The 26,188-nt window shown below is 64.3% G+C and carries 23 protein-coding genes and 3 pseudogenes; 21 read left to right on the top strand and 5 right to left on the bottom strand.

Going from position 1 to position 26,188, the window contains the following annotated elements; translation table 11 throughout:
* Nucleotides 1–34 precede the first annotated feature (34 nt).
* Both ABIF91_RS02905 and ABIF91_RS02900 read left to right on the top strand, forming a co-directional pair.
* The gene (locus ABIF91_RS02905; protein WP_424578746.1) at nt 35–3,271 is read left to right on the top strand and encodes a bifunctional cytochrome P450/NADPH--P450 reductase; all 3,237 of its coding nucleotides are present in this window, start codon (nt 35–37) and stop codon (nt 3,269–3,271) included.
* Between the two features lie 30 nt (nt 3,272–3,301).
* A pseudogene (locus ABIF91_RS02900) lies at nt 3,302–3,977 on the top strand (spermidine synthase).
* Here ABIF91_RS02900 and ABIF91_RS02895 read toward each other — a convergent pair.
* Nucleotides 3,974–4,888 carry an alpha/beta fold hydrolase gene (locus ABIF91_RS02895; protein WP_028178259.1) on the bottom strand — a complete coding sequence of 305 codons (915 nt, stop codon included), beginning with the start codon at nt 4,886–4,888 and terminating at the stop codon, nt 3,974–3,976. The pseudogene ABIF91_RS02900 and the gene ABIF91_RS02895 overlap by 4 nt on opposite strands.
* Before the next feature lie 166 nt (nt 4,889–5,054).
* Here ABIF91_RS02895 and ABIF91_RS02890 point away from each other — a divergent pair, with 166 nt between their 5' ends.
* From ABIF91_RS02890 to ABIF91_RS02805, 18 genes and pseudogenes are all read left to right on the top strand, one after another.
* Nucleotides 5,055–5,435 (top strand): hypothetical protein, encoded by a 381-nt coding sequence (locus tag ABIF91_RS02890; protein ID WP_028178258.1) that lies wholly within the window; start codon nt 5,055–5,057, stop codon nt 5,433–5,435.
* Nucleotides 5,432–6,514: a PHA/PHB synthase family protein gene (locus tag ABIF91_RS02885; RefSeq protein WP_028178257.1), complete on the top strand. Its 1,083-nt coding sequence runs from the start codon at nt 5,432–5,434 to the stop codon at nt 6,512–6,514. Before ABIF91_RS02890 ends, ABIF91_RS02885 begins: the two co-directional genes overlap by 4 nt.
* Nucleotides 6,511–6,735, top strand: a pseudogene (locus ABIF91_RS02880) (GNAT family N-acetyltransferase); the annotation flags it as partial. The gene ABIF91_RS02885 and the pseudogene ABIF91_RS02880, both read left to right, overlap by 4 nt.
* A gap of 91 nt (nt 6,736–6,826) precedes the next feature.
* Nucleotides 6,827–7,956, top strand: a protein-coding gene (locus ABIF91_RS02875; protein ID WP_129557670.1) for an IS3-like element ISRj2 family transposase whose coding sequence is annotated in 2 segments (ribosomal slippage) — nt 6,827–7,079 and nt 7,079–7,956 — 1,131 coding nt in all. Because the reading frame shifts where the segments join, the coding sequence is not laid out codon by codon here.
* 107 nt (nt 7,957–8,063) lie between these two features.
* Nucleotides 8,064–8,471 carry an N-acetyltransferase family protein gene (locus ABIF91_RS02870; RefSeq protein WP_424579075.1) on the top strand — a complete coding sequence of 136 codons (408 nt, stop codon included), beginning with the start codon at nt 8,064–8,066 and terminating at the stop codon, nt 8,469–8,471.
* A 221-nt stretch (nt 8,472–8,692) separates the two neighbouring features.
* Nucleotides 8,693–9,121 (top strand): phasin, encoded by a 429-nt coding sequence (locus ABIF91_RS02865; RefSeq protein WP_028178386.1) that lies wholly within the window; start codon nt 8,693–8,695, stop codon nt 9,119–9,121.
* A gap of 135 nt (nt 9,122–9,256) precedes the next feature.
* Nucleotides 9,257–10,543, top strand: a complete 1,287-nt coding sequence (locus ABIF91_RS02860; RefSeq protein ID WP_028178385.1) for a DUF445 domain-containing protein — start codon at nt 9,257–9,259, stop codon at nt 10,541–10,543.
* Between the two features lie 202 nt (nt 10,544–10,745).
* Nucleotides 10,746–11,516, top strand: coding sequence for an esterase/lipase family protein (locus ABIF91_RS02855; RefSeq protein ID WP_028178384.1), 771 nt, complete (start codon nt 10,746–10,748; stop codon nt 11,514–11,516).
* A 192-nt stretch (nt 11,517–11,708) separates the two neighbouring features.
* Entirely contained in the window at nt 11,709–12,578 is an 870-nt protein-coding gene (gene paaX, locus ABIF91_RS02850; protein WP_028178383.1) for a phenylacetic acid degradation operon negative regulatory protein PaaX, read from the top strand.
* Nucleotides 12,579–12,655: 77 nt separating this feature from the next.
* Nucleotides 12,656–13,648 (top strand): 1,2-phenylacetyl-CoA epoxidase subunit PaaA, encoded by a 993-nt coding sequence (gene paaA / locus ABIF91_RS02845; RefSeq protein ID WP_028178382.1) that lies wholly within the window; start codon nt 12,656–12,658, stop codon nt 13,646–13,648.
* A 10-nt stretch (nt 13,649–13,658) separates the two neighbouring features.
* Nucleotides 13,659–13,946, top strand: coding sequence for a 1,2-phenylacetyl-CoA epoxidase subunit PaaB (paaB, locus tag ABIF91_RS02840; protein ID WP_015687593.1), 288 nt, complete (start codon nt 13,659–13,661; stop codon nt 13,944–13,946).
* Nucleotides 13,946–14,722 (top strand): 1,2-phenylacetyl-CoA epoxidase subunit PaaC, encoded by a 777-nt coding sequence (paaC, locus tag ABIF91_RS02835; RefSeq protein WP_028178381.1) that lies wholly within the window; start codon nt 13,946–13,948, stop codon nt 14,720–14,722. Before paaB ends, paaC begins: the two co-directional genes overlap by 1 nt.
* A complete protein-coding gene (gene paaD / locus ABIF91_RS02830; protein ID WP_028178380.1) occupies nt 14,716–15,219 on the top strand; it encodes a 1,2-phenylacetyl-CoA epoxidase subunit PaaD in 504 nt (167 codons plus the stop codon). The genes paaC and paaD overlap by 7 nt, the downstream gene beginning before the upstream one ends.
* Nucleotides 15,220–15,221: 2 nt before the next feature.
* The gene (gene paaE, locus ABIF91_RS02825; protein WP_028178379.1) at nt 15,222–16,304 is read left to right on the top strand and encodes a 1,2-phenylacetyl-CoA epoxidase subunit PaaE; all 1,083 of its coding nucleotides are present in this window, start codon (nt 15,222–15,224) and stop codon (nt 16,302–16,304) included.
* Nucleotides 16,305–16,405: 101 nt separating this feature from the next.
* Nucleotides 16,406–16,855 carry a hydroxyphenylacetyl-CoA thioesterase PaaI gene (paaI, locus tag ABIF91_RS02820; RefSeq protein WP_028178378.1) on the top strand — a complete coding sequence of 150 codons (450 nt, stop codon included), beginning with the start codon at nt 16,406–16,408 and terminating at the stop codon, nt 16,853–16,855.
* 38 nt (nt 16,856–16,893) lie between these two features.
* A complete protein-coding gene (gene paaK / locus ABIF91_RS02815) occupies nt 16,894–18,225 on the top strand; it encodes a phenylacetate--CoA ligase PaaK (RefSeq protein WP_028178377.1) in 1,332 nt (443 codons plus the stop codon).
* Nucleotides 18,226–18,289: 64 nt separating this feature from the next.
* A pseudogene (locus ABIF91_RS02810) lies at nt 18,290–19,293 on the top strand (quinone oxidoreductase family protein).
* Between the two features lie 112 nt (nt 19,294–19,405).
* On the top strand, nt 19,406–20,461 hold the full coding sequence (locus tag ABIF91_RS02805; protein ID WP_028178376.1) for a YeeE/YedE family protein: 1,056 nt from the start codon (nt 19,406–19,408) through the stop codon (nt 20,459–20,461).
* On the opposite strand, the gene ABIF91_RS02800 is transcribed toward ABIF91_RS02805, so the two are convergent.
* Nucleotides 20,440–21,354: a DMT family transporter gene (locus ABIF91_RS02800; protein ID WP_028178375.1), complete on the bottom strand. Its 915-nt coding sequence runs from the start codon at nt 21,352–21,354 to the stop codon at nt 20,440–20,442. The two genes, ABIF91_RS02805 and ABIF91_RS02800, sit on opposite strands and share 22 nt — an antisense overlap.
* 81 nt (nt 21,355–21,435) lie before the next feature.
* Here ABIF91_RS02800 and ABIF91_RS02795 point away from each other — a divergent pair, with 81 nt between their 5' ends.
* Nucleotides 21,436–22,884, top strand: a complete 1,449-nt coding sequence (locus tag ABIF91_RS02795) for a PLP-dependent aminotransferase family protein (protein WP_284282170.1) — start codon at nt 21,436–21,438, stop codon at nt 22,882–22,884.
* A 67-nt stretch (nt 22,885–22,951) separates the two neighbouring features.
* Here ABIF91_RS02795 and ABIF91_RS02790 read toward each other — a convergent pair whose 3' ends face one another.
* The 3 genes from ABIF91_RS02790 to ABIF91_RS02780 are packed head-to-tail and all read right to left on the bottom strand — an operon-like array spanning nt 22,952 to nt 26,186.
* Nucleotides 22,952–24,175 (bottom strand): bifunctional alpha/beta hydrolase/OsmC family protein, encoded by a 1,224-nt coding sequence (locus tag ABIF91_RS02790; RefSeq protein ID WP_028178373.1) that lies wholly within the window; start codon nt 24,173–24,175, stop codon nt 22,952–22,954.
* A 25-nt stretch (nt 24,176–24,200) separates the two neighbouring features.
* Complete coding sequence (locus ABIF91_RS02785) at nt 24,201–24,860, bottom strand: sulfite oxidase-like oxidoreductase (protein ID WP_028178372.1); 660 nt, start codon at nt 24,858–24,860, stop codon at nt 24,201–24,203.
* A 3-nt stretch (nt 24,861–24,863) separates the two neighbouring features.
* The gene (locus tag ABIF91_RS02780) at nt 24,864–26,186 is read right to left on the bottom strand and encodes an MFS transporter (protein WP_028178371.1); all 1,323 of its coding nucleotides are present in this window, start codon (nt 26,184–26,186) and stop codon (nt 24,864–24,866) included.
* Nucleotides 26,187–26,188: the final 2 nt, after the last annotated feature.

Here is a 26,188-nt window from a genome sequence, read left to right as displayed (position 1 = left end):
CCGGAATGACGCAGGGCGAGGGGAAGCACTTTTCATGTCATCCAAGAATCGTCTGGACCCGATCCCGCACCCGCCGACCAAGCCGGTGGTCGGCAACATGCTGTCGCTGGATTCGTCCGCCCCCGTGCAGCACCTGACGCGGCTCGCAAAGGAGCTGGGTCCGATCTTCTGGCTCGACATGATGGGCTCGCCGATCGTCGTCGTCTCCGGCCACGATCTCGTAGACGAGCTCTCCGACGAGAAGCGGTTCGACAAGACGGTGCGCGGTGCACTGCGGCGCGTGCGCGCGGTCGGCGGCGACGGCCTGTTCACGGCTGACACCAACGAGCCGAATTGGAGCAAGGCGCACAACATCCTGCTCCAGCCCTTCGGCAACCGCGCCATGCAGTCCTACCACGGAAGCATGGTCGACATCGCCGAGCAGCTGGTCCAGAAATGGGAGCGGCTCAACGCCGATGACGAGATCGACGTCGTCCACGACATGACCGCGCTGACGCTGGACACGATCGGCCTGTGCGGCTTCGACTATCGCTTCAATTCGTTCTACCGGCGCGACTACCATCCCTTCGTCGAATCGCTGGTGCGCTCGCTCGAAACCATCATGATGACGCGCGGCCTGCCGTTCGAGCAGCTCTGGATGCAGAAGCGGCGCAAGACGCTCGCCGAAGACGTCGCCTTCATGAACAAGATGGTCGACGAGATCATCGCCGAGCGTCGCAAGATCGCGGAGGGCATCGACGACAAGAAGGACATGCTCGCCGCGATGATGACCGGCGTCGACCGCGCGACCGGCGAGCAGCTCGACGACGTCAATATCCGCTATCAGATTAACACGTTCCTGATCGCGGGCCACGAGACCACCAGCGGCCTGTTGTCCTACACGCTCTATGCGCTGCTCAAGCACCCCGACATTCTCAAGAGGGCCTATGACGAGGTCGATCGCGTCTTCGGCCCCGATGTCAACGCGAAGCCAACCTATCAGCAGGTGACGCAGCTCACCTATATCACGCAGAGTCTGAAAGAGGCGCTGCGGCTGTGGCCGCCGGCGCCGGCCTACGGCATCTCGCCGCTGAAGGACGAGACCATCGGTGGCGGCAAGTACAAGCTCAGAAAGGGCACTTTCACCACCATCCTGGTGACCGCGCTGCATCGCGATCCCTCTGTCTGGGGGCCGAACCCGGACGTGTTCGATCCCGAGAATTTCAGCCGCGAGGCGGAAGCGAAACGGCCGATTAATGCGTGGAAGCCATTCGGCAACGGCCAGCGCGCCTGCATCGGCCGCGGCTTCGCCATGCACGAGGCTGCGCTCGCGCTCGGCATGATCCTCCAGCGCTTCAAGCTGATCGACCATCAGCGCTATCGGATGCACCTGAAGGAGACGCTGACGATCAAGCCGGAGGGCTTCAAGATCAAGGTGCGTCCGCGCGCCGATCGCGAGCGTGGCGCCTACGGCGGGCCCGTTGCCGCGACGGTTGCGATTCTGAAGACGCCGCGGCAGCCGACTGCGCGCCCGGGCCATAACACGCCGATGCTGGTGCTCTACGGCTCCAATCTCGGCACCGCCGAGGAGCTGGCGACGCGCATGGCGGATCTCGCCGAGATCAACGGCTTTGCCGTGCATCTCGGGCCGCTCGACGACTATGTCGGCAAGCTGCCGCAAGAGGGTGGCGTGCTGATCATCTGCGCCTCCTATAACGGCGCGCCGCCCGACAATGCGACGCAGTTCGTCAAATGGCTTGGCAGCGACTTGCCGAAGGACGCCTTTGCCGGCGTGCGCTATGCCGTGTTCGGCTGCGGCAACAGCGATTGGGCTGCGACCTACCAGTCGGTGCCGCGCTTCATCGACGAGCAATTGTCGGCCCATGGCGCGCGGGCGGTCTATCCACGCGGCGAGGGCGATGCGCGTAGCGATCTCGATGGCCAGTTTCAGAAATGGTTTCCGGCGGCGGCCGAGGTCGCGACCAAGGAGTTCGGCATCGACTGGAATTTCACCCGCACGGCGGAGGACGATCCGCTCTACGCGATCGAGCCGGTGGCCGTGACCGCCGTCAACACCATCGTCGCCCAGGGCGGCGCGGTGGCGATGAAGGTGCTGGTCAATGACGAGCTCCAGAACAAGAGTGGCCCCAATCCCTCGGAGCGCTCGACACGCCACATCGAGGTGCAGTTGCCGTCCGACGTCACCTACCGCGTCGGCGACCATCTTAGCGTCGTTCCGCGCAACGATCCGACGCTGGTGGATTCGGTGGCCCGCCGCTTCGGCTTCCTGCCGGCCGACCAGATCAGATTGCAGGTCGCCGAAGGCCGTCGTGCGCAATTGCCGGTCGGCGAGGCCGTGTCGGTCGGCCGTCTGCTCAGCGAGTTCGTCGAACTCCAGCAGGTCGCGACACGCAAGCAGATCCAGATCATGGCGGAGCACACCCGGTGCCCTGTGACCAAGCCGAAGCTGCTGGGCTTCGTCGGCGAGGAGCCTGAAACGCTGGAGCGCTATCACGGCGAGATATTGGCCAGGCGCAAATCGGTGTTCGATCTGCTGCTCGAATATCCCGCCTGCGAATTGCCGTTCCACGTCTATCTGGAGATGCTCTCGCTGCTGGCCCCGCGCTATTACTCGATCTCGTCATCGCCGTCGGTCGATCCGGCGCGTTGCAGCATCACCGTCGGCGTGGTCGAAGGTCCGGCAGCCTCCGGCCGGGGTACTTACAAGGGCATCTGCTCGAACTATCTCGCCAACCGGCGTGTGAGCGACGTGATCTACGCCACCGTGCGTGAGACCAAGGCCGGTTTTCGGCTTCCCGATGATGCCTCCGTGCCAATCATCATGATCGGACCGGGCACGGGGCTTGCGCCATTCCGTGGCTTCCTCCAGGAGCGCGCCGCGCGCATGGCCAAAGGCGCCGCGCTCGGCCCGGCCATGCTGTTCTTTGGCTGCCGTCACCCGGATCAGGATTTTCTGTATGCCGATGAGCTGAAGGCACTGGCGGCCGGCAGCATCACCGAGCTCTTCACGGCATTCTCGCGCGCGGATGGACCGAAGACCTATGTGCAGCATTTGCTCGCCGGCCAGAAGGACAAGGTCTGGCCATTGATCGAGCAGGGCGCCATCATCTATGTCTGCGGCGACGGCGGCAGGATGGAGCCCGATGTGAAGGCCGCGCTGGTTGCGATCCAGCGCGAGAAGACCGGCAGCGACACCGCCACGGCTGCGCGCTGGATCGAGGAGATGGGCGCGAAGAACCGGTATGTGCTGGATGTCTGGGCGGGTGGGTGACGGCCCGCCCGATCGTGCTAAACGTCTGGCATGATTCCCTGGGAAAAGATCGACACCGCCAAGATCCCCGGCTCCGACGAGGAACTCCGCCTGATGCGGCGGGGCAAGGAGTTTTCCATCAAGCTCGGCAGCAACGAGCTGATGAACAATCGCCTGTCGGGCTCGGAGGCCGCGCTTGCGACGCTCGCGGCAAAGCAGATCGCGCAGGTCGCAAAACCCGTCATCCTCATTGGTGGCCTCGGCATGGGGTTTACACTGCGTGCGGCGCTCGCTGTGCTCGGAAGCAAGGCGAAGATCATTGTCGCCGAGCTCGTGCCGGCGGTCGTGGCCTGGGCGCGAGGTCCGATGGCGGAGGTCTTCGGCGACAGTCTCGATGATGCCAGGGTGAGCATCCGCGAAACTGACGTCGGCGAGATTATCCGGGCGCAGCGCTCGGCGTTCGATGCCATTCTCCTCGACGTCGATAACGGGCCGGAAGGGCTGACCCGGAAAGGCAACGATACCCTCTATGATGCGAGCGGATTGAAGGCGGCGAAGACGGCGCTGCGTCCGGGCGGGCGTGCTCGCGGTGTGGTCGTCGGGCCCCAACCCGGCCTTCACCAAGCGGCTCGGCAGCGCCGGCTTCGACGTCAACGAAATCAACGTCCGTGCCACCGGCAGAGGCGGCGGCGCGCGCCACGTGATCTGGATCGCGCGGAAGACCTAAGCCGCCTGCGCCGCTGCTCCGTGCGCATGCTTGTCGATGGCGTCGATGATCTCGGGCCAGAACCGCATCGGCAGGGCATGACCCATGCCTTCGATCATCAGCAGCTTGGCATTCGGGATTGACGCCGCCGTGTCCTTGCCACCTTCGGGATGGACCAGCGGATCGACGGTGCCGTGGATCACCAGCGTCGGCGTCTTCACGCTATGCAGGCGCTCCTTGCGGCTGCCGGAGGCCAGCACGGCACGGAGTTGCCGGCCGACGCCGGCCGGATTGAGCCCGCGTGCGAACACGCGCTCGGCACGTCCGAGGTCGAGCGCTTCCTCTTCCGGAAACGAACCGGCACGCAAAATCTTCCAGGTCTGGCCGAAGCGGATGATGAACTCCTCCTTGCTGCGTGGCGGCGGCGCCATCAGCATCGCGGCGGCCTCGCGGGTTGGCGGCGGTATACGCGGATTGCCCGTGGTCGACATGATCGATGTCAGCGAACGCACGCGGTGCGGAAACGACAGCGCCACCTCCTGTGCGATCATGCCGCCCATGGAGGCGCCGACCAGATGCCCCGACTTGATGCCGAGTGCATCCATCAAGCCGACCGTGTCCTTGGCCATGTCGATCAGCTTGTAGGTTGCGGCCACGGGAATCCTGAGGAAACGCAGCTTCAGCAGCTCGAGCGGGGTCAGGCGCTTGCCGCCCGTGAGATGGCTCGACTTGCCGATGTCCCTGTTGTCGAAGCGGATCACGCGGAAGCCGCGCGCCGCGAGCTGCTCGCAGAACCCATCGTCCCAATGGATCATCTGCGCCCCGAGCCCCATGATCAGCAGCAGCGGCTCGGCATTGTCATTGCCGAAGATCTCGTAGCAGATGTCGATGCCATTGGCGCGGACGGTGTGGGGCGGCTGATGGGCGGTCACGGGCGCGGTCCCTCCTGCTGGTCGCTGCTGTATCGCACGGTTTCGTTCCGCGAAGAAGCCGCGAGCGCGACACCGCGCCCACTGCTTGCCGGTTGACCGGCATCTTGCAACGGTGTGGTATGGCGAGAAAAGAAGGGTGCAAAGCCCTCCACATGGGAGGACGCTGATGACCGACAAGATCACCGATCCGGTCGCCTTGTGGCAGAAGATGGTCGGCGAGATGGAGAAGGGTTTCAACTCTTTCGCGACCAAGGCGATGGAGACGCCAGAGTTCTCGCAAGCCGTGAACCGCGCCGGCGGCGTTGCTGCAGGTGCTCAGAAGCAATTTGGCGATCTCATGGAGAAATATCTGCTCTCCATGAACCTGCCGAGCCGCGATCAGATGACCGGTATCGCGGAGCGGCTTCAGTCGATTGAAGGCCAACTCGGCGAGATCAAGTCGATGCTGAGCCAGATGTCGGCCAGTTCGGGTGCGCAGCAGGGCGGCGCTGCTCCGCGGCCGCCGCGGACGAAACGTCCGCCGTCCGAAGGCGGAGACCAAAAATGAACGCGACGACGGGACTTGACTTCGCGTCCATCCCGGAGCGCATCCAGTCCGAGGTGCAGCGCGCGATCCAGCGCAGCATCAAGGGCGTCGAGTATTTCTCGACCTCGGGCCCTTCGCTCGGCTCGACACCGAAGGACGTGCTGCATTCGCGCGGAACCATGGGCCTCTACCACTATCGGCCGATGTCGGACGAGATCTACCGCGTGCCGGTGCTGATCGTGATGGCGACGACCAACCGCGGCTACATCCTCGACCTCGTGCCCGGCCAGAGCTTCATCGAGTTCCTGCTGAGGCGCGGCTACGACGTCTACATGCTGGACTGGACCGCGCCGCGGCCGGAGGAGAAGAACCTGCGCATGGAGGACTATGTCCTCGACTTCATTCCGGACTGCATCCGCCGCGTGCAAGCCGATTCCGGCGAGCAGGATGTCTCCGTCATCGGCTATTGCTTCGGCGGCGTGCTGTCGCTGCTCTACGGCTCGATCCACAAGGACGGGCCCATGAAGAATTTGATCTGCTTCACCACGCCGATCGACTTCCGCGAGATGAGACTGTTCTCGAACTTCTCCGACCGCCGCTATTTCGACGTCGATCGTCTCGTGGATAGCGTGGGAAACGTGCCGCCGGAGATGATCCTGTCCTCGTTCGAGATGCTGCGCCCCGCCTCGCGCACGGCGAGTCAGATCCAGCTTTGGGAGAACATCTGGAACGACGAGTTCGTAAAGTCCTACCGCATGTTCGACCGCTGGGCGACCGACACGCTGCCGCTGGCGGGCGAGTATTTCCGCGCCATCACCAAGGACCTGATGTGGGACAACAAGCTGTTCAACGACACCATGTCGGTTGGCGGCCGGGCGGCGAAGCTGGAAGACATCACGGTGCCGATCCTGCATGCGGTCGCCGAGCACGACCACATCGTGCCGTATGAGGCCGCCAAACATCTGATCGCCAAGGTCGGCTCGGCGGACAAGGAGGAGGTGATTCTGAAGGGTGGTCACGTCTCTCTCGTCGCGGGCGCCAACGCGGTGAAGCGACTGTGGCCGAAACTGGATTCCTGGCTGGGAAAGAGATCGACATGAGTGAGCAGCGTTCCTACCCGCGTCAGGTCGAGACCGAGGCCGGCGATATCGAGATCCGCTTGATGTCGCCTGCGGACGAGGCCGCCGTGCTGGCCTTCGGCAAGGGCCTGCCGACCCACGATCTGCTGTTCCTTCCCCGCAACATCAGCGAGCCGAAGGTCCTGTCGGCATGGGTCAAGGAGATCGAGCGCGGCGCGATCCAGAGCCTGCTCGCGGTGAGAGAGAGAGCTGGCCCCGCAAATTCGGACAGTAGCTTGAGTGGATTTTCTGCCTGACAGCGGCGAGGATTCTTGCTGCGAATCAGGAGCGAAGATGACGAAGAAGAGCCGCCGGACGCATTCTCCGGCATTCAAGGCGAAGGTTGCTTTGGCTGCGGTCAAAGGCGACAAGACACTGGCGGAGCTGGCGCAACTGTTTGATGTTCATCCGAACCAGATCACGATCTGGAAAAACCAGCTCCTGGAAGGCGCCGCCGGCGTGTTTGGGCATGACAAGACATCGGCCGAGACGCCGGTCGATTTGAAGGCGTTACATGCCAAGATCGGCGAGCTGGCGTTGGAAAACGATTTTTTGTCCGGCGCGCTCACCAAGGCGGGCCTGCTGAGCGCAAAGCGATGATCGACCGCGATCATGATCTTTCTATCGTGCGCCAGGCGAAGGTCCTGAAGCTGGCTCGCAGCACGGTCTACTATGAACCTCGGCCAGTTTCGGCCGAGGACCTTGCCTTGATGCGTCGGCTCGATGAGCTGCATCTCGATTATCCCTTCGCGGGAGCGCGTATGCTGCGATCGTTGCTGCGGCGGGAGGGCGTATACGCCGGTCGCCGCCACATCGCGACGCTGATGAAGCGCATGGGGATCGAGGCGGTCTATCGTCGCCCGAACACGAGCAAGCCGGCTCCGGGGCACAAGATCTACCCGTACCTGTTGCGCGGATTGAAGATCGAGCGGCCCGACCATGCGTGGGCAATGGACATCACCTACATTCCGATGCGGCGTGGCTTCGTCTATCTCGCGGCGGTCGTCGATGTGTTCAGCCGACGGGTCCTGGCCCATCGCGTCTCGATCACAATGGAGGCGGCCTTCTGCGTCGAAGCGGTCCAGGAGGCGTTGGCGAAGCACGGCAGGCCCGAGATTTTCAACACGGATCAGGGCAGCCAGTTCACCAGCCTCGAGTTCACCGATGTGCTGCTGGACGCGAAGATCGCCATCAGCATGGACGGCAAGGGCGCCTGGCGCGACAACGTGTTTGTCGAGCGGCTCTGGCGCACGGTCAAATACGAAGAAGTATATCTCCGCGCCTACGACAGCGTGTCCGAGGCGCGAGCGTCAATTGCCAAGTATCTGGCCTTCTACAATCAGGGACGCCCTCACTCGAGCCTTGACGGGCGCACGCCCGACGAGGCTTACTTCGGCACGCAAGCTATGGTGATGGCCGCATGACCGTCGCCGACGGTTTTGTCGTCGCTCTGGTCGGGCTACGCCCTCCCGACGCAACGACAAAACCGTAAAGCCCCGCGTTCAGCATAATCCGGCAGGAATCCACTTAAATCCAGCGGGGCGCTGTCCAAACAACCGGGGCCAGCTCTGAGGGCAGGGTGGTCGGGTGCGGCACGCTGGTGCGCGATCCGCATTCCTGGTCGCCGCATGTCGGCGAGATCCGGATGGTGGTCTCGCCCGATGTCCGCGGCAAGGGAGTGGGCAAGGCGCTCTCGCAGGAGACCTTTGCACTCGCGCTCGGCGCCGGCCTGGAGAAGCTCTCGGTCCAGATGACCGTCGATCAGCAGTCGGCGATCGCCCTGTTCGAAAGCCTCGGCTTCAAGGCCGAGGCGCTGCTGCGCGACCATGTCCGGGATGTCCACGGCAAGACCCACGACATCGTCGTGCTCGGTCACAACATCGCGCAGGTCCAGGCCCAGATGGAGGCGTATGGGGTGCCGGGCGCTGTCCAGCACTAGGAACGCGCGCTCCACATTCGGTTCAAATCGGGCCGATCATCGGACCGGTGGCTAAAGAGGCATCATGATGCCTCTTGCCGAGGCTTGTCACACTTTTGTGATGGTGCGTCGCAATATGTATGTTGCGTCGCACAATTAACTATGCCATACAGATGGTTGCCCCGGGCCAATGAGGACGGGGTGAGCCCATAGCTCAGATCAATGAGGATGGAGAGAACCCCATGACCACTGAAACCAACACCGCTTTCGAGGGCTTCAAGGACGCTTTCAAGAACATCCAGAATCTGGAAGTTCCCGAGGCCGCCCGCGAATTCGTCAAGAAGACTGCCAACACTGCCAAGGACCGTGCCGCGGAGGCCTTCGCCGGCTCCGAGCGGGTGACCGCCGCTGTCGAGAATGCAGTGGCCGAATCCGTCGCCGAGGCCGGCAAGATCAGCCGCAATATCCAGCAGGCGATCTACGAGGACGCCGAGGCGTTCTTCTCGGGCATCGACAAGCTGGCGTCGGCAAAATCGATCAGCGAAGCCGTCGAGATCCAGTCGAGCCTGCTCCGCTCCCGCGGCGAAGTGTTCGTCTCGCGTGCCAAGGCGACCGCCGACTATCTCGGCAACCTCGCCGCCAACGGTGCGAAGTCCGCTCAGGACAATTGATTTGGTGCCTGAGTAGAAACTGAATTTGAGGCCCGCTTCGGCGGGCCTTTTGTTTGAGCTGCCGTAAGCACATCCACCGTCATTCCGGGTTCGATGCTTCGCATCGCCCCGGAATGACGTAGTCTCCAATTCACAATGACTCCACCCGCCACCTTCTCCTTCGATACCCCCGGCGATGCCGAACGCGCGGCCGAGCTGCGCCGCGTGAAAACGCTGGCGACGCTGGTGCTGGCCGCGACGCTTCTGCTCTTCATCGTCGCGAAATGGCTTCTTCCGGTGCATCCCGTGTTCGGCTTCGTTGCAGCCTTCGCGGAAGCGGCGACCATCGGTGGTCTTGCCGATTGGTATGCGGTGGTCGCGCTGTTCAAGCGGCCGCTCGGCCTGCCGATCCCGCACACGGCGATCATTCAGAGCAATCAGGCCCGCATCGCCGACAAGCTCGGCGAATTCATCCAGGTGCATTTTCTCGAGGCGGGTCCCGTCGAGGCCAAGCTGAAGGAGATCGATTTCGGCTCCTTCGTCGCGGACTGGCTGCGTGACCGCAAGCGCAGCGACGACCTCGCGCGCTTTGCGCTGCGCCTGTTGCCGGAGGCCGTTTCCGCCACGGAAAGCTCTGGCCTGATGACCTTCATCATCCGCCGCCTGTCCTCGCAGCTCCAGGCGATCGACCTTGCGCCGCTCGCGGCCGGCACGCTGCGCGGCTTCGTGGCGGAGGGGCGGCACCAGATCCTGTTCGACGATCTCCTGCGCGTGATGCACGACACGCTGAACCAGAAGGAAACGATGGCGATGATCCGCGAGAAAGTGCGCGCGGAGTTGCCGACCCTGCTCAGGCTCTATCGCGCCGACAAGTTTCTGGTGAACAAGATCGTGGCCTCAGCCACCGCTTTCTTCAACGAGGTGCGCAGCGATCCCAAGCATCCGTTCCGCGGCGAGTTCGATCGCATGGTGCTGAGCTTCGTCGATCGGCTCGGCACCGATCAGGCCTATGTCGATCGCATCGACGGCTTGAAGCGCGATCTGCTCGCGCGTCCCGAGCTTGCCGAACTCGCCCGCACCGTCTGGGCCAACACGCGCTCCTTCATCGAGCGCAGCGCGAGCGGCGAGACGCAGGTGCTGCAGCATCATCTCGCCGGCATGTTCGTCGCGGCCGGCGAGGCGCTCGCCGGCGATGCTGAGCTGCGCGGTGAGATCAACAAGGGCCTTGTAGCGGTACTGCGCAGCTTCGTTGCCGACCAGAAGAAGGGCGTCTCCACCTTCATCTCCGATCAGGTCAAGGCGTGGAATATGACGCAGCTGATTACGCTGATCGAAATCAACATCGGGCGCGACCTGCAATACATCCGCTTCAATGGTTCGCTGATCGGCGGTCTCGCCGGTCTCGCGCTCTACTCCGCAGAATTCCTGCTTCGATTGCTGTGACTTTCGCGTCACGGCCGTCAGCATTACCGCGCGGGCCTATTGCCGCCGCGCATCTCTCCCGCTTGAATGTCTGGAACCGGCCACCTAGCTGATTCATGTTGCGCTGCGGAACGTTCGAGAAGCCGGTGCATTGGAATTCATGCCAATTTGCCGGCTCCGCAGCCGGCGTCCTTTCCAGGAAGTCTCCCAGGGGGAAACATCGATGACCGCAACTGCCCAGACGCTGCGTCCGCCGTCCCGTACCCTGATGTTTCTGGAGGGGCGGGCGCTCCACGAGTTCGGCGCATTCCTAGGCGCGCTGCCGCTCCTGAGCCTTGCGCCGCGCGGCGATGGACATCCGGTGCTGGTGCTGCCGGGCCTCGTGGCTTCCGATGCGTCGACGCGCGCGCTGCGCACGTTCTTGACGAGCAAGGGTTATGCGGTGAGCGGTTGGCGTCAGGGTCGCAATTACGGCCTGCGCGAGGGCGTGCAGGACGCCATGGTCGATCTGGTCCAGGAGCTCAGCGACAAGCACGGCCGCAGGATCAGCCTGGTCGGCTGGAGCCTCGGCGGTCTCTATGCCCGCCAGCTCGCCAAGATGATGCCGGAGCGGGTGCGCCAGGTGATCACGCTCGGCAGTCCCTTCGCCGGCGATCCGCGATCGACCAATGCCTGGCGCGTCTACGAATGGGCCAGCGGGCACAAGGCCGATGAGGTCGATCCGCGTTTCGGGGGAGAGCTTGCCGCTCCGCCGCCGGTGCCGACCACCGCTATCTTCAGCCGCACCGACGGTGTCTGCGCCTGGCAGGGCTGCATGGAGAAAACGGGCGCACAGACCGAGAGCATCGAGGTGGAGAGCAGCCATTGCGGCATGGGCCATCATCCTGCCGTCGTCTATGCCGTGGCCGACCGGCTCGCGCAGAAGGAGGGCCAGTGGCGCCCATTTGATCGCAGCGGCTGGCGCAGCGTGGTTTATCCCGATCCGCACAGGTAAGCGGGCTTGCATGGTTCGAGACGTGCGGCCGCGCTCCTCACCATGAGGGGGACAGCTGCTGACGCCGCGCAAAGGAGGGTAGACCTCACTCTGAGGAGGCGCGAAGCGCCGTCTCGAAGGATCGAGCCCGGTTCTCGCATTTGGTGCTCGCGTCCATTGTCGCGCCCGCATCAAACGCGCTATGCCTCGCGCATGGCGCATCCGCTCTCCCGCATCATCGACCAGCTCAAGCGCGAGCCGTCGCGCACCGGCTCCATCGTCATCACCGTGTTCGGCGATGCCATCGTGCCGCGCGGCGGCTCGGTGTGGCTGGGGACGCTGCTGGAATTCTTCGAAAGCCTGGACATCGACAGCGGCGTGGTCCGCACCGCAATGTCGCGGCTTGCTGCCGACGGCTGGCTGACACGCGAGAAGGTCGGGCGAAACAGTTTCTATCGCCTGGCCGACAAGGGTCGGCAGATTTTTGAAGCTGCCACGCGCCACATCTACGATCCGCCGCCATCGGACTGGACCGGCCGTTTCGAACTGCTGCTGATCGGCAATGGCGAGGATCGCGACGCCTCGCGTGAGGCGCTGCGCAATGCCGGCTTCGGCAGCCCTCTGCCGGGCGTCTGGGTCGCGCCGTCGGGCGTGCCGGTGCCGGACGAGGCTGCCGGCGCCATCCGTCTCGAAGTCTCGGCAGAGGATGACAGCGGGCGCCGTCTGCTCAGCGCGAGCTGGCCGCTCGATCGCACCGCGGATGCCTATTTGAAATTCATGAAGACGTTCGAGCCGCTCCGTGCCGCGATCGCGCGCGGCACGGATCTGTCCGAGGCCGACGCCTTCACCGCGCGTATCCTGTTGATCCACTACTATCGCCGTGTCGTGCTGCGCGACCCGCTGCTGCCCGAAGGCCTGTTGCCCGCGGATTGGCCGGGAAGGGCGGCCCGCGCGCTCTGCGGCGAGATCTATCGCGCGCTCCTCGCTCCATCGGAACTATGGCTCGATGGCCATGGAATCAACGAGAAGGGGGCGGCGTTGCCGGCGGCCCGGAAGCTGCTGGAACGGAGGTTCGATACTTGATCTTTTATGTTACAGAAATATCTTGCATGATGTAATTTCTGTTATATATTTACTCCCAATAAATCGGGAGGATGCGCATGTATACCCAGGCGCTGAACACGGCCGAGACCGACGATCGCGGTCTCGAAGACGCGGCCAAGGCTGCGCAGTTCCAGGCCCGCATCGATGCAGAGGAACGCATCGAGCCGAACGACTGGATGCCGGCGGCCTACCGCAAGACGCTCACCCGCCAAATCTCCCAGCACGCCCATTCCGAAATCGTCGGCATGCTGCCCGAAGGCAACTGGATCACCCGTGCGCCGGCGTTGCGCCGCAAGGCCGCGCTGCTCGCCAAGGTACAGGATGAGTGCGGCCACGGGCTCTATCTTTACGCCGCAGCCGAGACGCTCGGCACCTCGCGCGAGGAACTGGTCGACGCCATGCTTGCCGGCAAGGCAAAGTATTCCTCGATCTTCAACTATCCGACGCTGACCTGGGCCGACATCGGCACAATCGGGTGGCTGGTCGACGGCGCCGCGATCATGAACCAGATCCCGCTGTGCCGCTGCTCCTATGGCCCGTATGCGCGCGCGATGATCCGCGTTTGCAAGGAGGAGTCGTTCCACCAGCGCCAGGGCTACGAAATCATGGTGACGCTGTGCCGCGGCTCGGACGAGCAGAAGGCGATGGCGCAGGACGCGCTGAACCGTTGGTGGTGGCCGGTGCTGATGATGTTCGGCCCGCCGGATGTCGCGAGCCAGCACAGCGACACCTCGACGAGGTGGAAGATCAAGCGCTTCTCCAATGACGAACTGCGCCAGAAGTTCGTCGATGCCACCGTACCACAGGCGCAATATCTCGGCCTCACCATTCCCGATCCCGGCATGACGCAGGACGCGGACGGACACTGGCGCTACAGCGAGATCGACTGGACCGAATTCAAGCAGGTGCTCGCCGGCAATGGCCCCTGCAACCGCGACCGCATGGCCGCGCGCCGCAAGGCACACGAGGAGGGCGCCTGGGTGCGCGAGGCGGCAGCCGCCTATGCCGCCAAGCGCGCGCGGCGTCAGACCGCGCAAGCTGCCGAATAGGGAGATCAATATGGCCACGCCGAATACGCCGCTGTGGGAAGTCTTCATTCGCAGCCGCAACGGACTCGCGCACAAGCACGTGGGATCGCTGCATGCCAGCGACGCGACCATGGCCCTGCAAGCCGCCCGCGACATCTACACCCGCCGCGGCGAGGGCCTGTCGATCTGGGTCGTGCCGTCAAGCGCGATCACCGCGAGCGATCCCGCCGAGAAGGGCATGATGTTCGAGCCGGCGGAGTCGAAGATCTACCGGCATCCGACCTTCTACGAGGTGCCGGAAGAAGTAGGGCACATGTGATGGCCGTGGCCAACATCCAGGTCTCCGAAACACCGCTGGTGCTCTATACGCTGCGCCGCGCCGACGATGCGCTGATCCTCGGCCACCGGCTGTCGGAATGGTGCGGGCACGCGCCGATGCTGGAAGAGGACATGGCACTTTCCAACATCGCGCTCGACCTCATTGGTCAGGCACGCGAGCTCTACAGCTACGCTGCGAAGGTCGAAGGCAAGGACAATGACGAGGACAAATTCGCTTACTTGCGCGACGTTCGGCAGTACCGCAATCTGCTGCTGGTCGAGCAGCCGAACGGCGACTTTGCCCAGACGCTGGTGAGGCAGTTCTTCTATTCCGCCTTCGCCGACCTTTACTGGCGTGCCATGATGAGCTCGCGCGACACGACGCTTGCCGCCATTGCCGCCAAGTCGGAGAAGGAGAGCGCATATCACCTGCGCCACGCCTCGGAATGGATCATCAGGCTCGGGGACGGCACGGATGAGAGCCACGCGCGTGTTCAAGGAGCGATCGATCATCTCTGGGCCTTTACCGGCGAGATGTTCGCTGTCGACGATAGCGAACGCGCCCTGATCCAGGCCGGTATCGCTGTTGATCCCGCGAACTTGCGCGGCCGCTGGTTGACGACCCTGTCCGATGTCGTCAGTGAGGCGACGCTTGCGCTGCCGCGGAACGACTGGATGCAGCAAGGTGGTCGTTCCGGCCGGCACAGCGAGCATCTCGGCCACCTCCTGTCGGAGCTGCAGTCGATGCAACGCACCTTTCCGGGGTTGACATGGTGAGCGTGCTGGAGCGCGATAGCGAGTTGCGTCAACGCGCCTGGAACGCTGCGGCCAGCGTGGTCGATCCGGAAATCCCGGTGCTGACCATCGCCGATCTCGGCGTTCTCCGCGACGTCATAGTCGACGGCGATCATGTCGAGGTTGCGATCACACCGACCTATTCGGGCTGCCCGGCCATGAACATGATCGCGTTCGAAATCGAGGTCGCGCTGGAGCGCGCCGGCTTTCATCATCCCAGGGTGCGGACCGTTCTGTCACCGGCCTGGACGACGGACTGGATGAGCGAGGAGGGGCGCCGCAAGCTGAGCGCCTACGGCATTGCGCCGCCGCAGGCTTCGAACTCGCGCCGCACGTTGTTCGGCGAGCAGGCCGTCGCGTGTCCGCAATGCGGCTCCGACAGGACAGAGCTGTTGTCCGAGTTCGGCTCTACGTCCTGCAAGGCGCTGTGGCGCTGCAAGGCCTGCCGCGAACCCTTCGATTATTTCAAGTGTCATTGACCATGTCCGCAGCCGCACCGCGCTTCCATCTCCTGACCGTCAACGACCTCCGCCGCGAGGCGTCCGACGCCGTCTCGATGACCTTCGCCATCCCCGGCGAACTCGCCGGCGATTACGCCTTCACGCCCGGCCAGTATCTCACGCTCCGTACCATGCTGGATGGCGAAGAGATACGCCGCTCCTATTCGATCTGCTCCGGCCCCGACGACGGCGAGATCCGCATCGCCGTGAAGAAGGTTGACGGCGGCGCGTTCTCGAGCTGGGCGGCGGACGAGCTGAAAAGCGGCGATGAGCTCGACGTGATGACGCCGACCGGCCGCTTCGGCGTGGTCCCCGCGGCAGATAGCCCGCGCATCCATGTCGGCTTTGCCGCCGGCTCCGGCATCACGCCGATCCTGTCGATCGTGAAGGGTGTGCTTGCCCGCGAGCCGGACAGTCGCTTCTTCCTGTTCTACGGCAACCGTACCACCGACAACATCATGTTTCTCGAAGCGCTCGAGGAGCTGAAGGATCGCTTCATCGATCGCCTCTCGCTCTTCCACGTCATCTCCGGCGAGGAGCAGGACATCCCGATCCTGCATGGCCGGCTCGACGGCAGCAAGGTGAGGGTGCTGCTGCGCTCGCTGGTGCCGGCGGGGAGCGTCGATCACGTCTTCATCTGCGGTCCCCTTGGCATGAGCGAGGAGATCGAGGCAACCTGCCGCGATCTCGGCATCGCGGACGAACGCATCCACGTCGAGCGCTTCGTCTCCGAATTCGGCGGCAAGCCGCGGCCGAAGAAGGCGGTTGCGCCCGACGCGCCGCCGAAGGCGATCGCCTCGCTGATCATCGACGGCAAGCGTCGCGACGTGCCGGTCGCCGAGGACGAAGCGATCCTCGACGCCGCCCTGCGCGCCGGCGTCGATCTGCCGTTCGCCTGCAAGGGCGGGATGTGCTCGACTTGCCGCGCCAAGCTGGTCGAGGGTGAGGCGCCGATGGACATCAACTATTCGCTGGAACCGTGGGAGTTCAAAGCCGGCTTCGTCTTGACCTGCCAGGCAAAACCATCGTCCGAGCGTGTCGTGGTCGATTATGACCATGTCTGATCGGGCAGATCAGACCCCATGAATGCAAATGCGTCGCATTATTTGACAGCTTGAGCCAACCAGCAGAACATCATGTGCGAGCATCTGGCCCGGAGAAGCGCGTGAACGTCAAAGCCGCCCTGTCGCCCGAGGATATTGCCCGCGCCTGCGCTGACGCGATGTGGGCCGAGGACGATGCGTCCAAGGGGCTCGGGATGGAGATCGTCGAGATCGGCCCGGGCTTCGCAACGCTTGCGATGACGGTGCGGTCGGACATGGTCAACGGCCAGCGCATCGCCCATGGCGGCTTCATCTTCACCCTCGCCGACTCCGCCTTCGCGTTCGCCTGCAACTCGCACAACGAGCGCGTTGTCGCGGCGCAAGGACAGATCACCTTCATCAAGCCGGGCAAGCTCGGCGACCGTCTCGTTGCGACGGCGCGGGAGATAACTCGTGGCGGCCGTTCCGGCATCTACGACGTGCGCGTGACCGCGGGCGACACCGTCATCGCGGAATTCCGCGGACATTCTCGCGTCATTCCCGGCACGTGGCTGCCGGCGCAAGATCAATAAGACCAAAGAAAAGAACAAACCAATGTGGGGAAACGAGGATGGCTCTGACGAGGCTCAAGGAAGGTGCCAGTGGCTATAGCGCCGAGATGGACGCACATGAGCGCGCCTCTCGCGACGAGATCATGGCGCTGCAGAAGCAGCGGCTGGCCTGGTCGCTGAAGCACGCCTACGATAACGTCGCGCACTATCGCAAGGCCTTCGACAAGGCCGGCGTACATCCGTCCGACTTTCGCGAGCTGTCCGATCTCGCAAAGTTTCCGTTCACGGCGAAGACTGACCTGCGCGACAACTATCCCTTCAACATGTTCGCCGTGCCGCGCGAAAAGCTGGTGCGCGTGCATGCCTCCTCCGGCACCACGGGCAAACCGATCGTCGTTGGTTACACCCGGCGCGATATCGACACATGGTCGGAGGTGATGGCGCGATCGATCCGCGCCGCCGGCGGGCGCACCGGCATGATCATCCACAATGCCTACGGCTACGGCCTCTTCACCGGCGGGTTGGGTGTGCACTACGGCGCCGAGAAGCTCGGCTGCACCGTGGTGCCGATCTCCGGCGGCATGACCGAGCGGCAGGTGCAGCTCATCAACGACTTCCGCCCTGACATCATCACGGTGACGCCCAGCTACATGCTGGCGATTCTCGACGAGTTCAAGCGCCAGAAGCTCGACCCGCGCCAGAGTTCGCTCAAGGTCGGCATCTTCGGCGCCGAGCCCTGGACTAATGCGATGCGCGGCGAGATCGAGGACGCCTTCGACATGGACGCGACCGACATCTATGGCCTCTCCGAGGTGATTGGCCCCGGCGTCGCGCAGGAATGCATCGAGACCAAGGACGGCCTGCACATCTGGGAGGACCATTTCTATCCCGAGGTGATCGACCCCGAAACCGGCGCGGTGCTGCCGGACGGGGAGAAGGGCGAGCTCGTCTTCACCTCGCTCACCAAGGAAGCCTTTCCGGTGATCCGCTATCGCACCCGCGATTTGACGCGACTGCTGCCGGGCACGGCGCGGCCCGGCATGCGGCGGATGGAGAAGGTGACGGGGCGCTCCGACGACATGATCATCCTGCGCGGCGTCAATCTGTTTCCGACCCAGATCGAGGAAGTGCTGCTCGCGACCGACTGGTGCGGCGGGCACTTCATCCTGGAACTGACTCGTGAAGGCCGCATGGACGAACTGACGATCATTGCGGAGGCGCGGCCCGAGAGCTGGGACGGCCGTGGTCTGCTCGACCACGCTGACCGCGTCTCGACCCACATCAAGAACACGATCGGGATCAGCTCCAGGGTGCAGGTGGTTGCGCCCGCCACGCTGGAACGTTCCCTCGGCAAGGCCAGGCGGCTCTACGACAAGCGCCCCAAGGACTGACTGGATGGATTGACTTGACCGCGCCCAGAGGCGACAAGGCCCGCGAGAAATCGCGGGTCTTTTCATGTCGACAGCCGATGCCAAAACCGTCGAAGCGCGCTGCGTGCGCCTTGCCTCAAAGGCTGAAAACGCTGCCGCGCTTGCGCCAGTCGTGGAGCGCCTGACACTCGAGCGCGGTCCGAACGATCTGCTGGTCGAGGTGAAAGCCGCGGCCGTCAATCCATCCGACGTCAAGGCCGCGACCGGGCTGATGCCCTATGCCGTGTTTCCCCGGACCCCCGGCCGCGACTACGCTGGCGTGGTGATCGACGGGCCGGCGGGTACGGTCGGCGCGAAGTGTTCGGCTCCTCCGGCGATCTCGGTATCCGTCGTGACGGCACCCATGCCTCCCATCTCGTGGTCGAGGCTGATGCCGTCGTTGAGAAACCGAAGACCGTGTCCTGGGAGGAGGCCGCCGGCATCGGCGTGCCCTTCGTCACCGCGATGGAAGGCTTTCGCCGCGCGGGCGTGCCGAAGAGCGGCGAGACCGTGCTGGTGTTCGGCGTCAACGGCAAGGTCGGACAGGCCGCGGTTCAGATCGCGACCTGGCAGGGTGCGCGCGTCATCGGCGTGGTGCGCAGGACGGAAGCCTATGAGGGGCATAGCAGCGCGCCGGTCGAGGTGATCGACGCCTCTGCCATTGACGTTGCCACGCGTGTGCGCGAATTGACCGGCGGGAAGGGCGCCGACATCGTCTTCAACACCGTCGGCGATCCCTACTTCCAGGCCGCGCACAAATCGCTTGCGCTGCGCGGCCGCCAGATCCTGATCGCCGCGATCGACCGCATCGTGCAGTTCAACATCCTCGAATTTTATCGCGGCCAGCACACCTATGTCGGCATCGACACGCTGGGCCTGTCGTCGGTCGCCACAGGCGCGGTGCTGCGCGACCTCGGTCCCGGCTTCGCCAGCGGCCATCTGAAGCCGTTTCCGATCGGGGCGAATGCGATCTATCCGCTCGAGCGCGCCAAGGAAGCCTATGTCGCCGTCGCCGGCTCCTCGCGCGACCGGGTCATCCTGAAGCCGTAGCAAATCGTCATTGCGAGCGCAGCGAAGCAATCCAGCCTGTCTCCGCGGATGCATTTCTGGATTGCTTCGCTGCGCTCGCAATGACGGACGTCGAGAGATCTGAGAACAGTCGATGGAATCCGCCCAATTCGTCATCCTCGCCGGTCTCGTCATCGGGCTCGTCTACGGCGCCGTCGGCTTGCTCAGCGGTTTCTGCCTGATGAGCAGCATGCGCGGCTTTCTGGCGGAGGGGGACGGGCGGCTGGTGCGGAGCTATGCGCTGGCGATCGCCGTTGCGATCGCTGCGAGCCAGTTCCTTGCCGGCAACGGCATGGTCGATCTCGGCAGGTCGATCTACCTGCAGCAGTCATTCTCAGTGCCTGTGCTCTTCCTCGGCGGCCTGCTGTTCGGCTACGGCATGGTGCTGTCGAATGGCTGCGGGTCGCGGGCGCTGGTGCTGCTCGGCCGCGGCAATCTCCGCTCCTTCGTCGTCGTGATCGTGCTGGCCATCGCCGCGCAGATGACGCTGAAGGGCCTGATCGCGCCAGCGCGTATCGCGCTGGTCCAGGCCTCGCAAACGACCGTCAGCGCAAATTCGCTGCCGTCCGTGCTGGCAATGCTCGGTCTCACGGAATCGCTTTCGCGCGCGCTTGCCGCCGCCGCGACGGTCGTCGCGCTGATGCTGTTTGCCTTCGCGCACCCAGCGTTTCGCCGTTCGCCGGGTCAGATCGCGGCAGGTCTCGTCGTGGGCCTGCTCGTCGCCGGCTGCTGGTACGTCACCGGCTGTCTCGGCGCTGACGACTTCAACCCCGTCCCCGTCACCTCGCTCACCTTCATCGCGCCGATCGCCGATAGCCTGCAATACGCCATGCTCTCGACCGGTCTTACGTTGAATTTCGGCATCGCGACGGTGGCCGGCGTCTTCGCCGGCAGTCTGGTGACGGCGCTCGCGACGGGCCGGTTCAAGCTCGAAGGCTATTCCTCACCGCGTCACATGCTGCGCTCAGGCAGCGGCGCGGCGCTGATGGGTATCGGCGGTGTGATGGCGCTCGGCTGCTCGATCGGGCAGGGGCTGACTGGCGTCTCGACGCTCGCGCTGGGGTCGTTCGTGGCGCTCGCCGGCATCCTGCTCGGCACGACGGCGGGCCTGCGCGGTGCGCTGCGGGTTCAACCCCTCGCGGTGGCCTGACCGCGCAGCAGTCGGTCGCCGAGCGTCGCAAGGCCGATGCCGCTGACGATCAGTCCGGCCGCGATGGCAAGGCTCGCGTCGATCGGCTCACCCAGCACGATCGCGGCACTGGCGATGCCGACGAGCGGCGTCGCGGTGGTCCCGAGCGACGTGGTCAGCGCCGAGATGCTCTTGTTGACCGTCGACATCGCCCAATAGGCCAGCGCCGTCCCGATCAGGCCCGAGTACAGGAAGAGCGACACGAGCCTCCATGACCACTCGACTTGCGGCAGCCCGTCGATGATCATCGCCAGTGTCGACAGCACGGCCGTGGCCACGAGCACCTGCCAGAGCAGGAGCTGGAGCGGAGAAGCGATCCAGCGATGCGCGCGGATATAGATGATGTTCGCGGCCCAGGAGATCGCGGCCAGGATGACCATGCCGGCGCCGAGCAAGACGCCTGCATTGGTCCAGTCGATCGAGGACGGATTCAGGATGACGACTAGCCCGATCAGCCCGAGCAGGGCGCCGGCAAGCGTCGGCGCGGTCAGCGTGCCCTGTCCGAGGATGGGCGCGGCGAGTGCGACCCAGAGCGGCGTGGTGTAGCCGAGCACGACGCCCTTGCTCGCCGGCAGGAAGCGTAGACCCGCCGCGACGAGGATCGAGAATAGCGTCATGTGCAGCAGCGCGACGCTGAGGATGACGGGTATATCGCGTCGTTCCGGGATCACCAGATTCTTGCTCAGTCCGAGGATCACGATGAGGCTGACCAGAGCGATCCAACTCCGGATCGCGGCGGTCCACAGCGGCGAGACGAATTCCACGAGTTGCTTCGTCACCGACCAGTTCACACCCCAGGCCACCACGACGATGAGGAACAGACCGACGGCCGCGCGGGGTGAAAGTGAGTTCATCTCGGAGTCCTTGAAGCAGTCCGGTTCGCGGATAGCATCGCCGCTGGCACCTGAAAAAGCGCCAGATCGGAGAATAATGAGATGCCAGTTTCGGAAGAGGTGATCTCCGCTCTGATCGACTTGAAACGGACGGACGACGCGGGGCTGGTGACGCAGCTGACGAGCCAGCTTAGAGACCTGATCGCGAGTGGCCGCCTCGGGAAAGGCCGTACGCTGCCGTCGAGCCGTCGGCTCGCGAGCGATCTCGGCGTCTCCCGCAACACCGTCACTTATGCGTACGAACAGCTTGCCGCCGAGGGATATGTTGCGGCATCGCACGGCCGCCGTCCGGTGGTCACGGTCGATGGTGGCGGAGATCGTCTAGGAGCGGGTGCCGCTGCGGCGCCTGGACGCTCCCGAAAGCCGCGACTTTCGCCCTGGGCCTCGAATCTCAAGCAGACCGACTGGCCGATGTCCTATCAGGGATCACTGAGGCCGTTGCGCCCGGGGCATGGCGATTTCAGAGAGTTTCCGGACGAGGTCTGGGCGCGTTGCTTGCGTCGCGGTGCCCTGCGTGCAGCCAGGCGCGAGCTCGGCCCGCTCAACCGGACGCGCCTGCGCGAAGTGCTCGCGGATTATCTGGCGACCAGCCGGGGTGTCCGGGCCGCCGCAGACCAGATCATGATCCTGCCGAGTGCGCAGGCTGCGTTGATCTTGATTGCCGCGACCATCATCACGCCCGGCGATGAGGTCTGGGTCGAGGATCCCGGTTATCCCGGTGCTGCGGCCGCCTTCCGGGCGTCCGGCGCGCGCGTGACCGGTATCGGACTGGACGGGCAGGGTATGCAACGGATGCCGGGCCTTGCGGCGCCAAAACTGATCTTCATGACGCCCTCGCATCAGCATCCGACGGGGCGGCTGATGTCGCTGGCCCGCCGCGCCGAGTTTCTCGGCCTGAGCAGGCCCGGCAAGACCTGGATCGTGGAGGACGACTACGACGGCGAATTCCACTATGACAGCCGGCCGGTGCCGGCCTTGCAGGGGCTCGATGCCCATGGCCGCGTGTTCTATGTCGGCACCTTCTCGAAGGCGATGACGCCGGATATCCGGCTCGGCTATCTCGTCGCGCCGCCGGCACTGGCCAGCATCCTGGAGATCGCGCAGCGGCATATCGGACTGATCGCTTCGAGTCACATCCAGGAAGCACTCTCCGAGTTCATCGCCGATGGGCATTTCCTCGCACATCTGCGCCGGATGCGCCGGCTCTATCACGCGCGCCGCGATCACCTCGTCGAGCAACTGGAGCGACAGCTCGGCGGGATGCTCTCGGTCGAAGTGCCTCCTGGAGGCATCCAACTCGTTGCCCGACTCGAGCGCGGTCGCACTGATCAGGCGGCGGTGAAGCGGCTGGTTGCGGCGGGGGTCGAGACGCGCGCCCTGTCGAGCCTGGCGGTTGGCCGGCCCCGCGATCGCGGCCTGCTGCTAGCCTTCGCGGCGTGGCGCGAGAGCGAGATCAGCACGGCCGTGCGGACGATGGCATCGTGCTTCTAAAGCATCATCCGGAAAAGTGCGCAGCGGTTTTCCGAAGAGATCATGCTTAAACAACAACCTGAAGCGCCTAGTCAACCGCCTTCGTCACGATGCGGATCTCCGACGTCAGCGTCCGGTGCACCGGGCACTTGTCGGCGATCTCCATCAGCTTCTTGCGTTGCTCGGCATCGAGGGCGCCATCCATCGTGATGTCGCGTTCGATCTGGTCGAGCATGCCGTCGCGGGTCTCGCATTCTTCGCAGTCTTTTGCGTAAATCTTGGAATGCTTCAGCGTGACGGTCACGCGCTCGAGCGGCAGTGACTTGCGGTCGGCATAGAGGCGCATGGTCATGGAGGTGCAGGCGCCGAGGCCGGCGAGCAGGAAGTCATACGGGCCGGGCCCCGCATCTGCGCCGCCGGCCGTGACCGGCTCGTCAGCCACCAGACGATGCGGCCCGACGGTGATGATCTGGTTGAACTTGCTCTTGCGGGTCTCCTGCACCACGACCTTTCGCGGGTCCTCGGCTAGATCCATCGCTTTTGCGGGCTTTTCTGTGTCAATGTAACGGCTCGCCCAGGCCGCGATCACGTCGGCCGCGTAAAGCGCGTCGGCAGGCTTCGTCAGCAGATGATCGGCATGATCGAGCGAGATGAAGCTCTTGGGATGCTTCGCCGCAACGAAGATCTTCGTCGCATTGTCGATGCCGACGGTGTCGTCGACAGGCGAATGCATCACCAGCAGCGCCTTGTGCAGGCCGGTGACGTCCTTCATCAGCTCGCGCTCGGCGATGTCGTCGAGGAATTCACGCCTGATCCGGAACGGACGTCCCGCGAGCGAGACTTCGACCTCGCCCTCGGTGCGGATCTTGTCGATATGCTCCTTGAACAGACCGGTGACGTGGGCGGGATCGGACGGCGCCGCGATGGCCACGACCGCCCTGGCTTCGGGGATCTGTCCTGCTGCCGCGAGGATCGCGGCACCGCCGAGACTGTGGCCGATCAGGACTGACGGCGCCTTGCGGATGCTGCGCAGGTGATCGGCCGCGCGCACGAGATCGGCGACGTTGGAGGAGAACGTCGTATTGGCGAAATCGCCCTCGCTGGAGCCGAGCCCGGTGAAGTCGAACCGCAGCACCGCAATGCCTTTGGCGGCGAGCGCGACCGCAATGCGCTTGGCCGCCAGCGCGTCCTTGCCGCAGGTGAAGCAATGCGCGAACAGCGCGAAAGCCGCAGCCTCGCCGTCAGGCAGCTCCAGCGCGGCCGAGAGCTGATGACCGCCTTCTCCGGTGAATTGGAAGCGTTCGGTCGGCATGGGCTTCCCTCGTCCTTGCTTGAACCTAATCGCCCGAATAGCGTTGTTCGGCCCAGGGATCGCCGCGGTTATGATAGCCGCGGACTTCCCAGAAGCCCGGCGCGTCCTCGGTCAGGAATTCGATGGCCTGGAGCCATTTGGCGCTCTTCCAGAAATACAGATGCGGCACCACCAGCCGCACCGGGCCGCCATGTTCCTCGCTCAGGGGCTGGCCCGACCAGCTATGGGCGAGCAGCGCGTCCTCAGCGGCGAAGTCTTCCAGTGGGAGGTTGGTGGTGTAGCCGTCATAGGAATGCAACACGACGAAGCGCGCATCCTCGCGCGGCTGGCAGGCCGCGAGCAGCTCGCGCGTCGCGAGTCCCTCCCATTCATTGTCGTAGCGCGACCAGGTCGTCACGCAGTGGATATCGGAGGTGAACCGCGCCTGCTTCTGTGCAATGAACTCGTCGAAGGTCCAGAACACGGGAGTTTCGATCGCGCCGTAGACGTCGAGCCGCCAGCGCTCGCGCGAGACCGGCGGTACGACGCCCAGATCGAGCACCGGCCAGTCCTTGGTGAGGTGCTGACCGGGCGGCAGGCGCTGATCTTCCGGACGCGTGATCTTGCCGGTGAGGAACCGGCCCTCGCGCGCCCACTTCTCCTTGGTGCGCGTCAGCTTGCTGTCGGATGGCGTCTCGTCGGTCATGGCCTACTCGTGCCGATGCATTGCGGAGGCGCGCTTGGTGTCGCGCATGGTTGAATAGATGATCAGCGACAGGCAGATGATGCCACTTAGATAGAAATAAAACCATTCCTCGTGCCCGATGCTTTTGAAATAGAGCGCAATCGCCGGCGCCGTGCCGCCGAAGATCGAGACCGTGATGGCATAGGGCAGGCCGACGCCGAGGGCGCGGACGTTGGTCGGGAACAATTCAGCCTTCACCACGGCGTTGATCGAGGTGTAGCCGGCGACGAACAGCCAGGCGGCGCAGATCAGGATGAACGCCATGAAGGGCGATTTCGTCTCCTTCAGCGCCATCAGCAACGGAACGGTCGCGAGCGTGCCGGCGACGCCGAAGAAAATCAGCAGCGGCTTGCGGCCGATCTTGTCGGAGATCGCGCCATAGATCGGCTGGAGGATGGTCGCGAAAATCAGTGTGCCGAAGATCACGAAGGTGGTCTGGTCCTCGGTCAGCCCGACCGAAAGCTTGACGAAGGTCTGCATGTAGGTGGTGAAAGTGTAGAACGCCGCCGTGCCGCCGGCGGTGAGGCCGACGACCAGCAAGAGCTCGCGCGGATAGCGCAGCAGATTGGTGATCGAGCCGGTCGGCTTCACCACTTTCCTGGCCTCCTCGAACGCCTCGGTCTCGTGCAGGCCGCGCCGCATCACCGCGGCGAAGATCGCTAGCAGCGCGCCGATCGCGAAGGGGATGCGCCAGCCCCAGGCCTTCAGCTCTTCCGGTGTCAGGAAGACCTTCTGCAGGAGCAGCAGCACGATGATCGCGGTGAGCTGGCCTCCGATCAGCGTGACGTACTGGAAGCTGGAATAGAAGCCGCGATGCTTGGGGTCGGCGACCTCGCTGAGATATGTGGCGCTGGCGCCATATTCGCCGCCGAGGCTCAGGCCCTCGATGACGCGGGCGAGCGCGAGGATCACCGGCGCGGCGAAGCCGATCGTGGCATAGGTCGGCGTCAGCGCGATGATCAGCGAGCCGAAGCACATGAAGACGACGGACAGAGTGAGCGAAATGCGGCGGCCGAAATGGTCAGCGAGATAGCCGAAAAACCACCCGCCCAGAGGCCGCATCAGGAAGGTCGCCGCGAATACGACGGCGACGTTCAATTGCTGGACGACGGGGTCGTTACCAGGGAAGAACGCGGGTGCGAAGTAGAGCGCGAACGCCGTATAGGCGTAGAAATCGTACCACTCGACGAGATTGCCGATGGAGCCGATGAAGATCGCCTTGATCCGCCGCTCGGCGTCGGCGACGTCAAAAGTCTCGGAGGCCGGTTGGATTGCTTGCTCTGTCACGT

This window comes from Bradyrhizobium sp. USDA 241 (genome assembly GCF_049739505.1).
In the GTDB taxonomy this organism is placed as follows: Bacteria; Pseudomonadota; Alphaproteobacteria; order Rhizobiales; family Xanthobacteraceae; genus Bradyrhizobium; species Bradyrhizobium liaoningense.
Note: the sequence above shows the minus strand (reverse complement) of the source record. Positions and strands in the feature narration are given on the sequence as shown.

Excerpts from the sequence above, each read along its gene's own strand:
- ABIF91_RS02905 (WP_424578746.1), top strand. The coding sequence starts at position 35 with ATGTCATCCAAGAATCGTCTGGACCCGATCCCGCACCCGCCGACCAAG.
- ABIF91_RS02855 (WP_028178384.1), top strand. The coding sequence starts at position 10,746 with ATGACCGCAACTGCCCAGACGCTGCGTCCGCCGTCCCGTACCCTGATG.
- ABIF91_RS02790 (WP_028178373.1), bottom strand. The coding sequence starts at position 24,175 with ATGCCGACCGAACGCTTCCAATTCACCGGAGAAGGCGGTCATCAGCTC.
- ABIF91_RS02805 (WP_028178376.1), top strand. The coding sequence starts at position 19,406 with ATGGAATCCGCCCAATTCGTCATCCTCGCCGGTCTCGTCATCGGGCTC.
- paaE (WP_028178379.1), top strand. The coding sequence starts at position 15,222 with ATGTCCGCAGCCGCACCGCGCTTCCATCTCCTGACCGTCAACGACCTC.
- paaX (WP_028178383.1), top strand. The coding sequence starts at position 11,709 with ATGGCGCATCCGCTCTCCCGCATCATCGACCAGCTCAAGCGCGAGCCG.
- paaK (WP_028178377.1), top strand. The coding sequence starts at position 16,894 with ATGGCTCTGACGAGGCTCAAGGAAGGTGCCAGTGGCTATAGCGCCGAG.
- ABIF91_RS02860 (WP_028178385.1), top strand. The coding sequence starts at position 9,257 with ATGACTCCACCCGCCACCTTCTCCTTCGATACCCCCGGCGATGCCGAA.
- paaC (WP_028178381.1), top strand. The coding sequence starts at position 13,946 with ATGGCCGTGGCCAACATCCAGGTCTCCGAAACACCGCTGGTGCTCTAT.
- ABIF91_RS02890 (WP_028178258.1), top strand. The coding sequence starts at position 5,055 with ATGACCGACAAGATCACCGATCCGGTCGCCTTGTGGCAGAAGATGGTC.
- ABIF91_RS02885 (WP_028178257.1), top strand. The coding sequence starts at position 5,432 with ATGAACGCGACGACGGGACTTGACTTCGCGTCCATCCCGGAGCGCATC.
- ABIF91_RS02800 (WP_028178375.1), bottom strand. The coding sequence starts at position 21,354 with ATGAACTCACTTTCACCCCGCGCGGCCGTCGGTCTGTTCCTCATCGTC.
- ABIF91_RS02865 (WP_028178386.1), top strand. The coding sequence starts at position 8,693 with ATGACCACTGAAACCAACACCGCTTTCGAGGGCTTCAAGGACGCTTTC.
- paaD (WP_028178380.1), top strand. The coding sequence starts at position 14,716 with ATGGTGAGCGTGCTGGAGCGCGATAGCGAGTTGCGTCAACGCGCCTGG.
- ABIF91_RS02795 (WP_284282170.1), top strand. The coding sequence starts at position 21,436 with ATGCCAGTTTCGGAAGAGGTGATCTCCGCTCTGATCGACTTGAAACGG.
- paaA (WP_028178382.1), top strand. The coding sequence starts at position 12,656 with ATGTATACCCAGGCGCTGAACACGGCCGAGACCGACGATCGCGGTCTC.
- ABIF91_RS02785 (WP_028178372.1), bottom strand. The coding sequence starts at position 24,860 with ATGACCGACGAGACGCCATCCGACAGCAAGCTGACGCGCACCAAGGAG.
- paaB (WP_015687593.1), top strand. The coding sequence starts at position 13,659 with ATGGCCACGCCGAATACGCCGCTGTGGGAAGTCTTCATTCGCAGCCGC.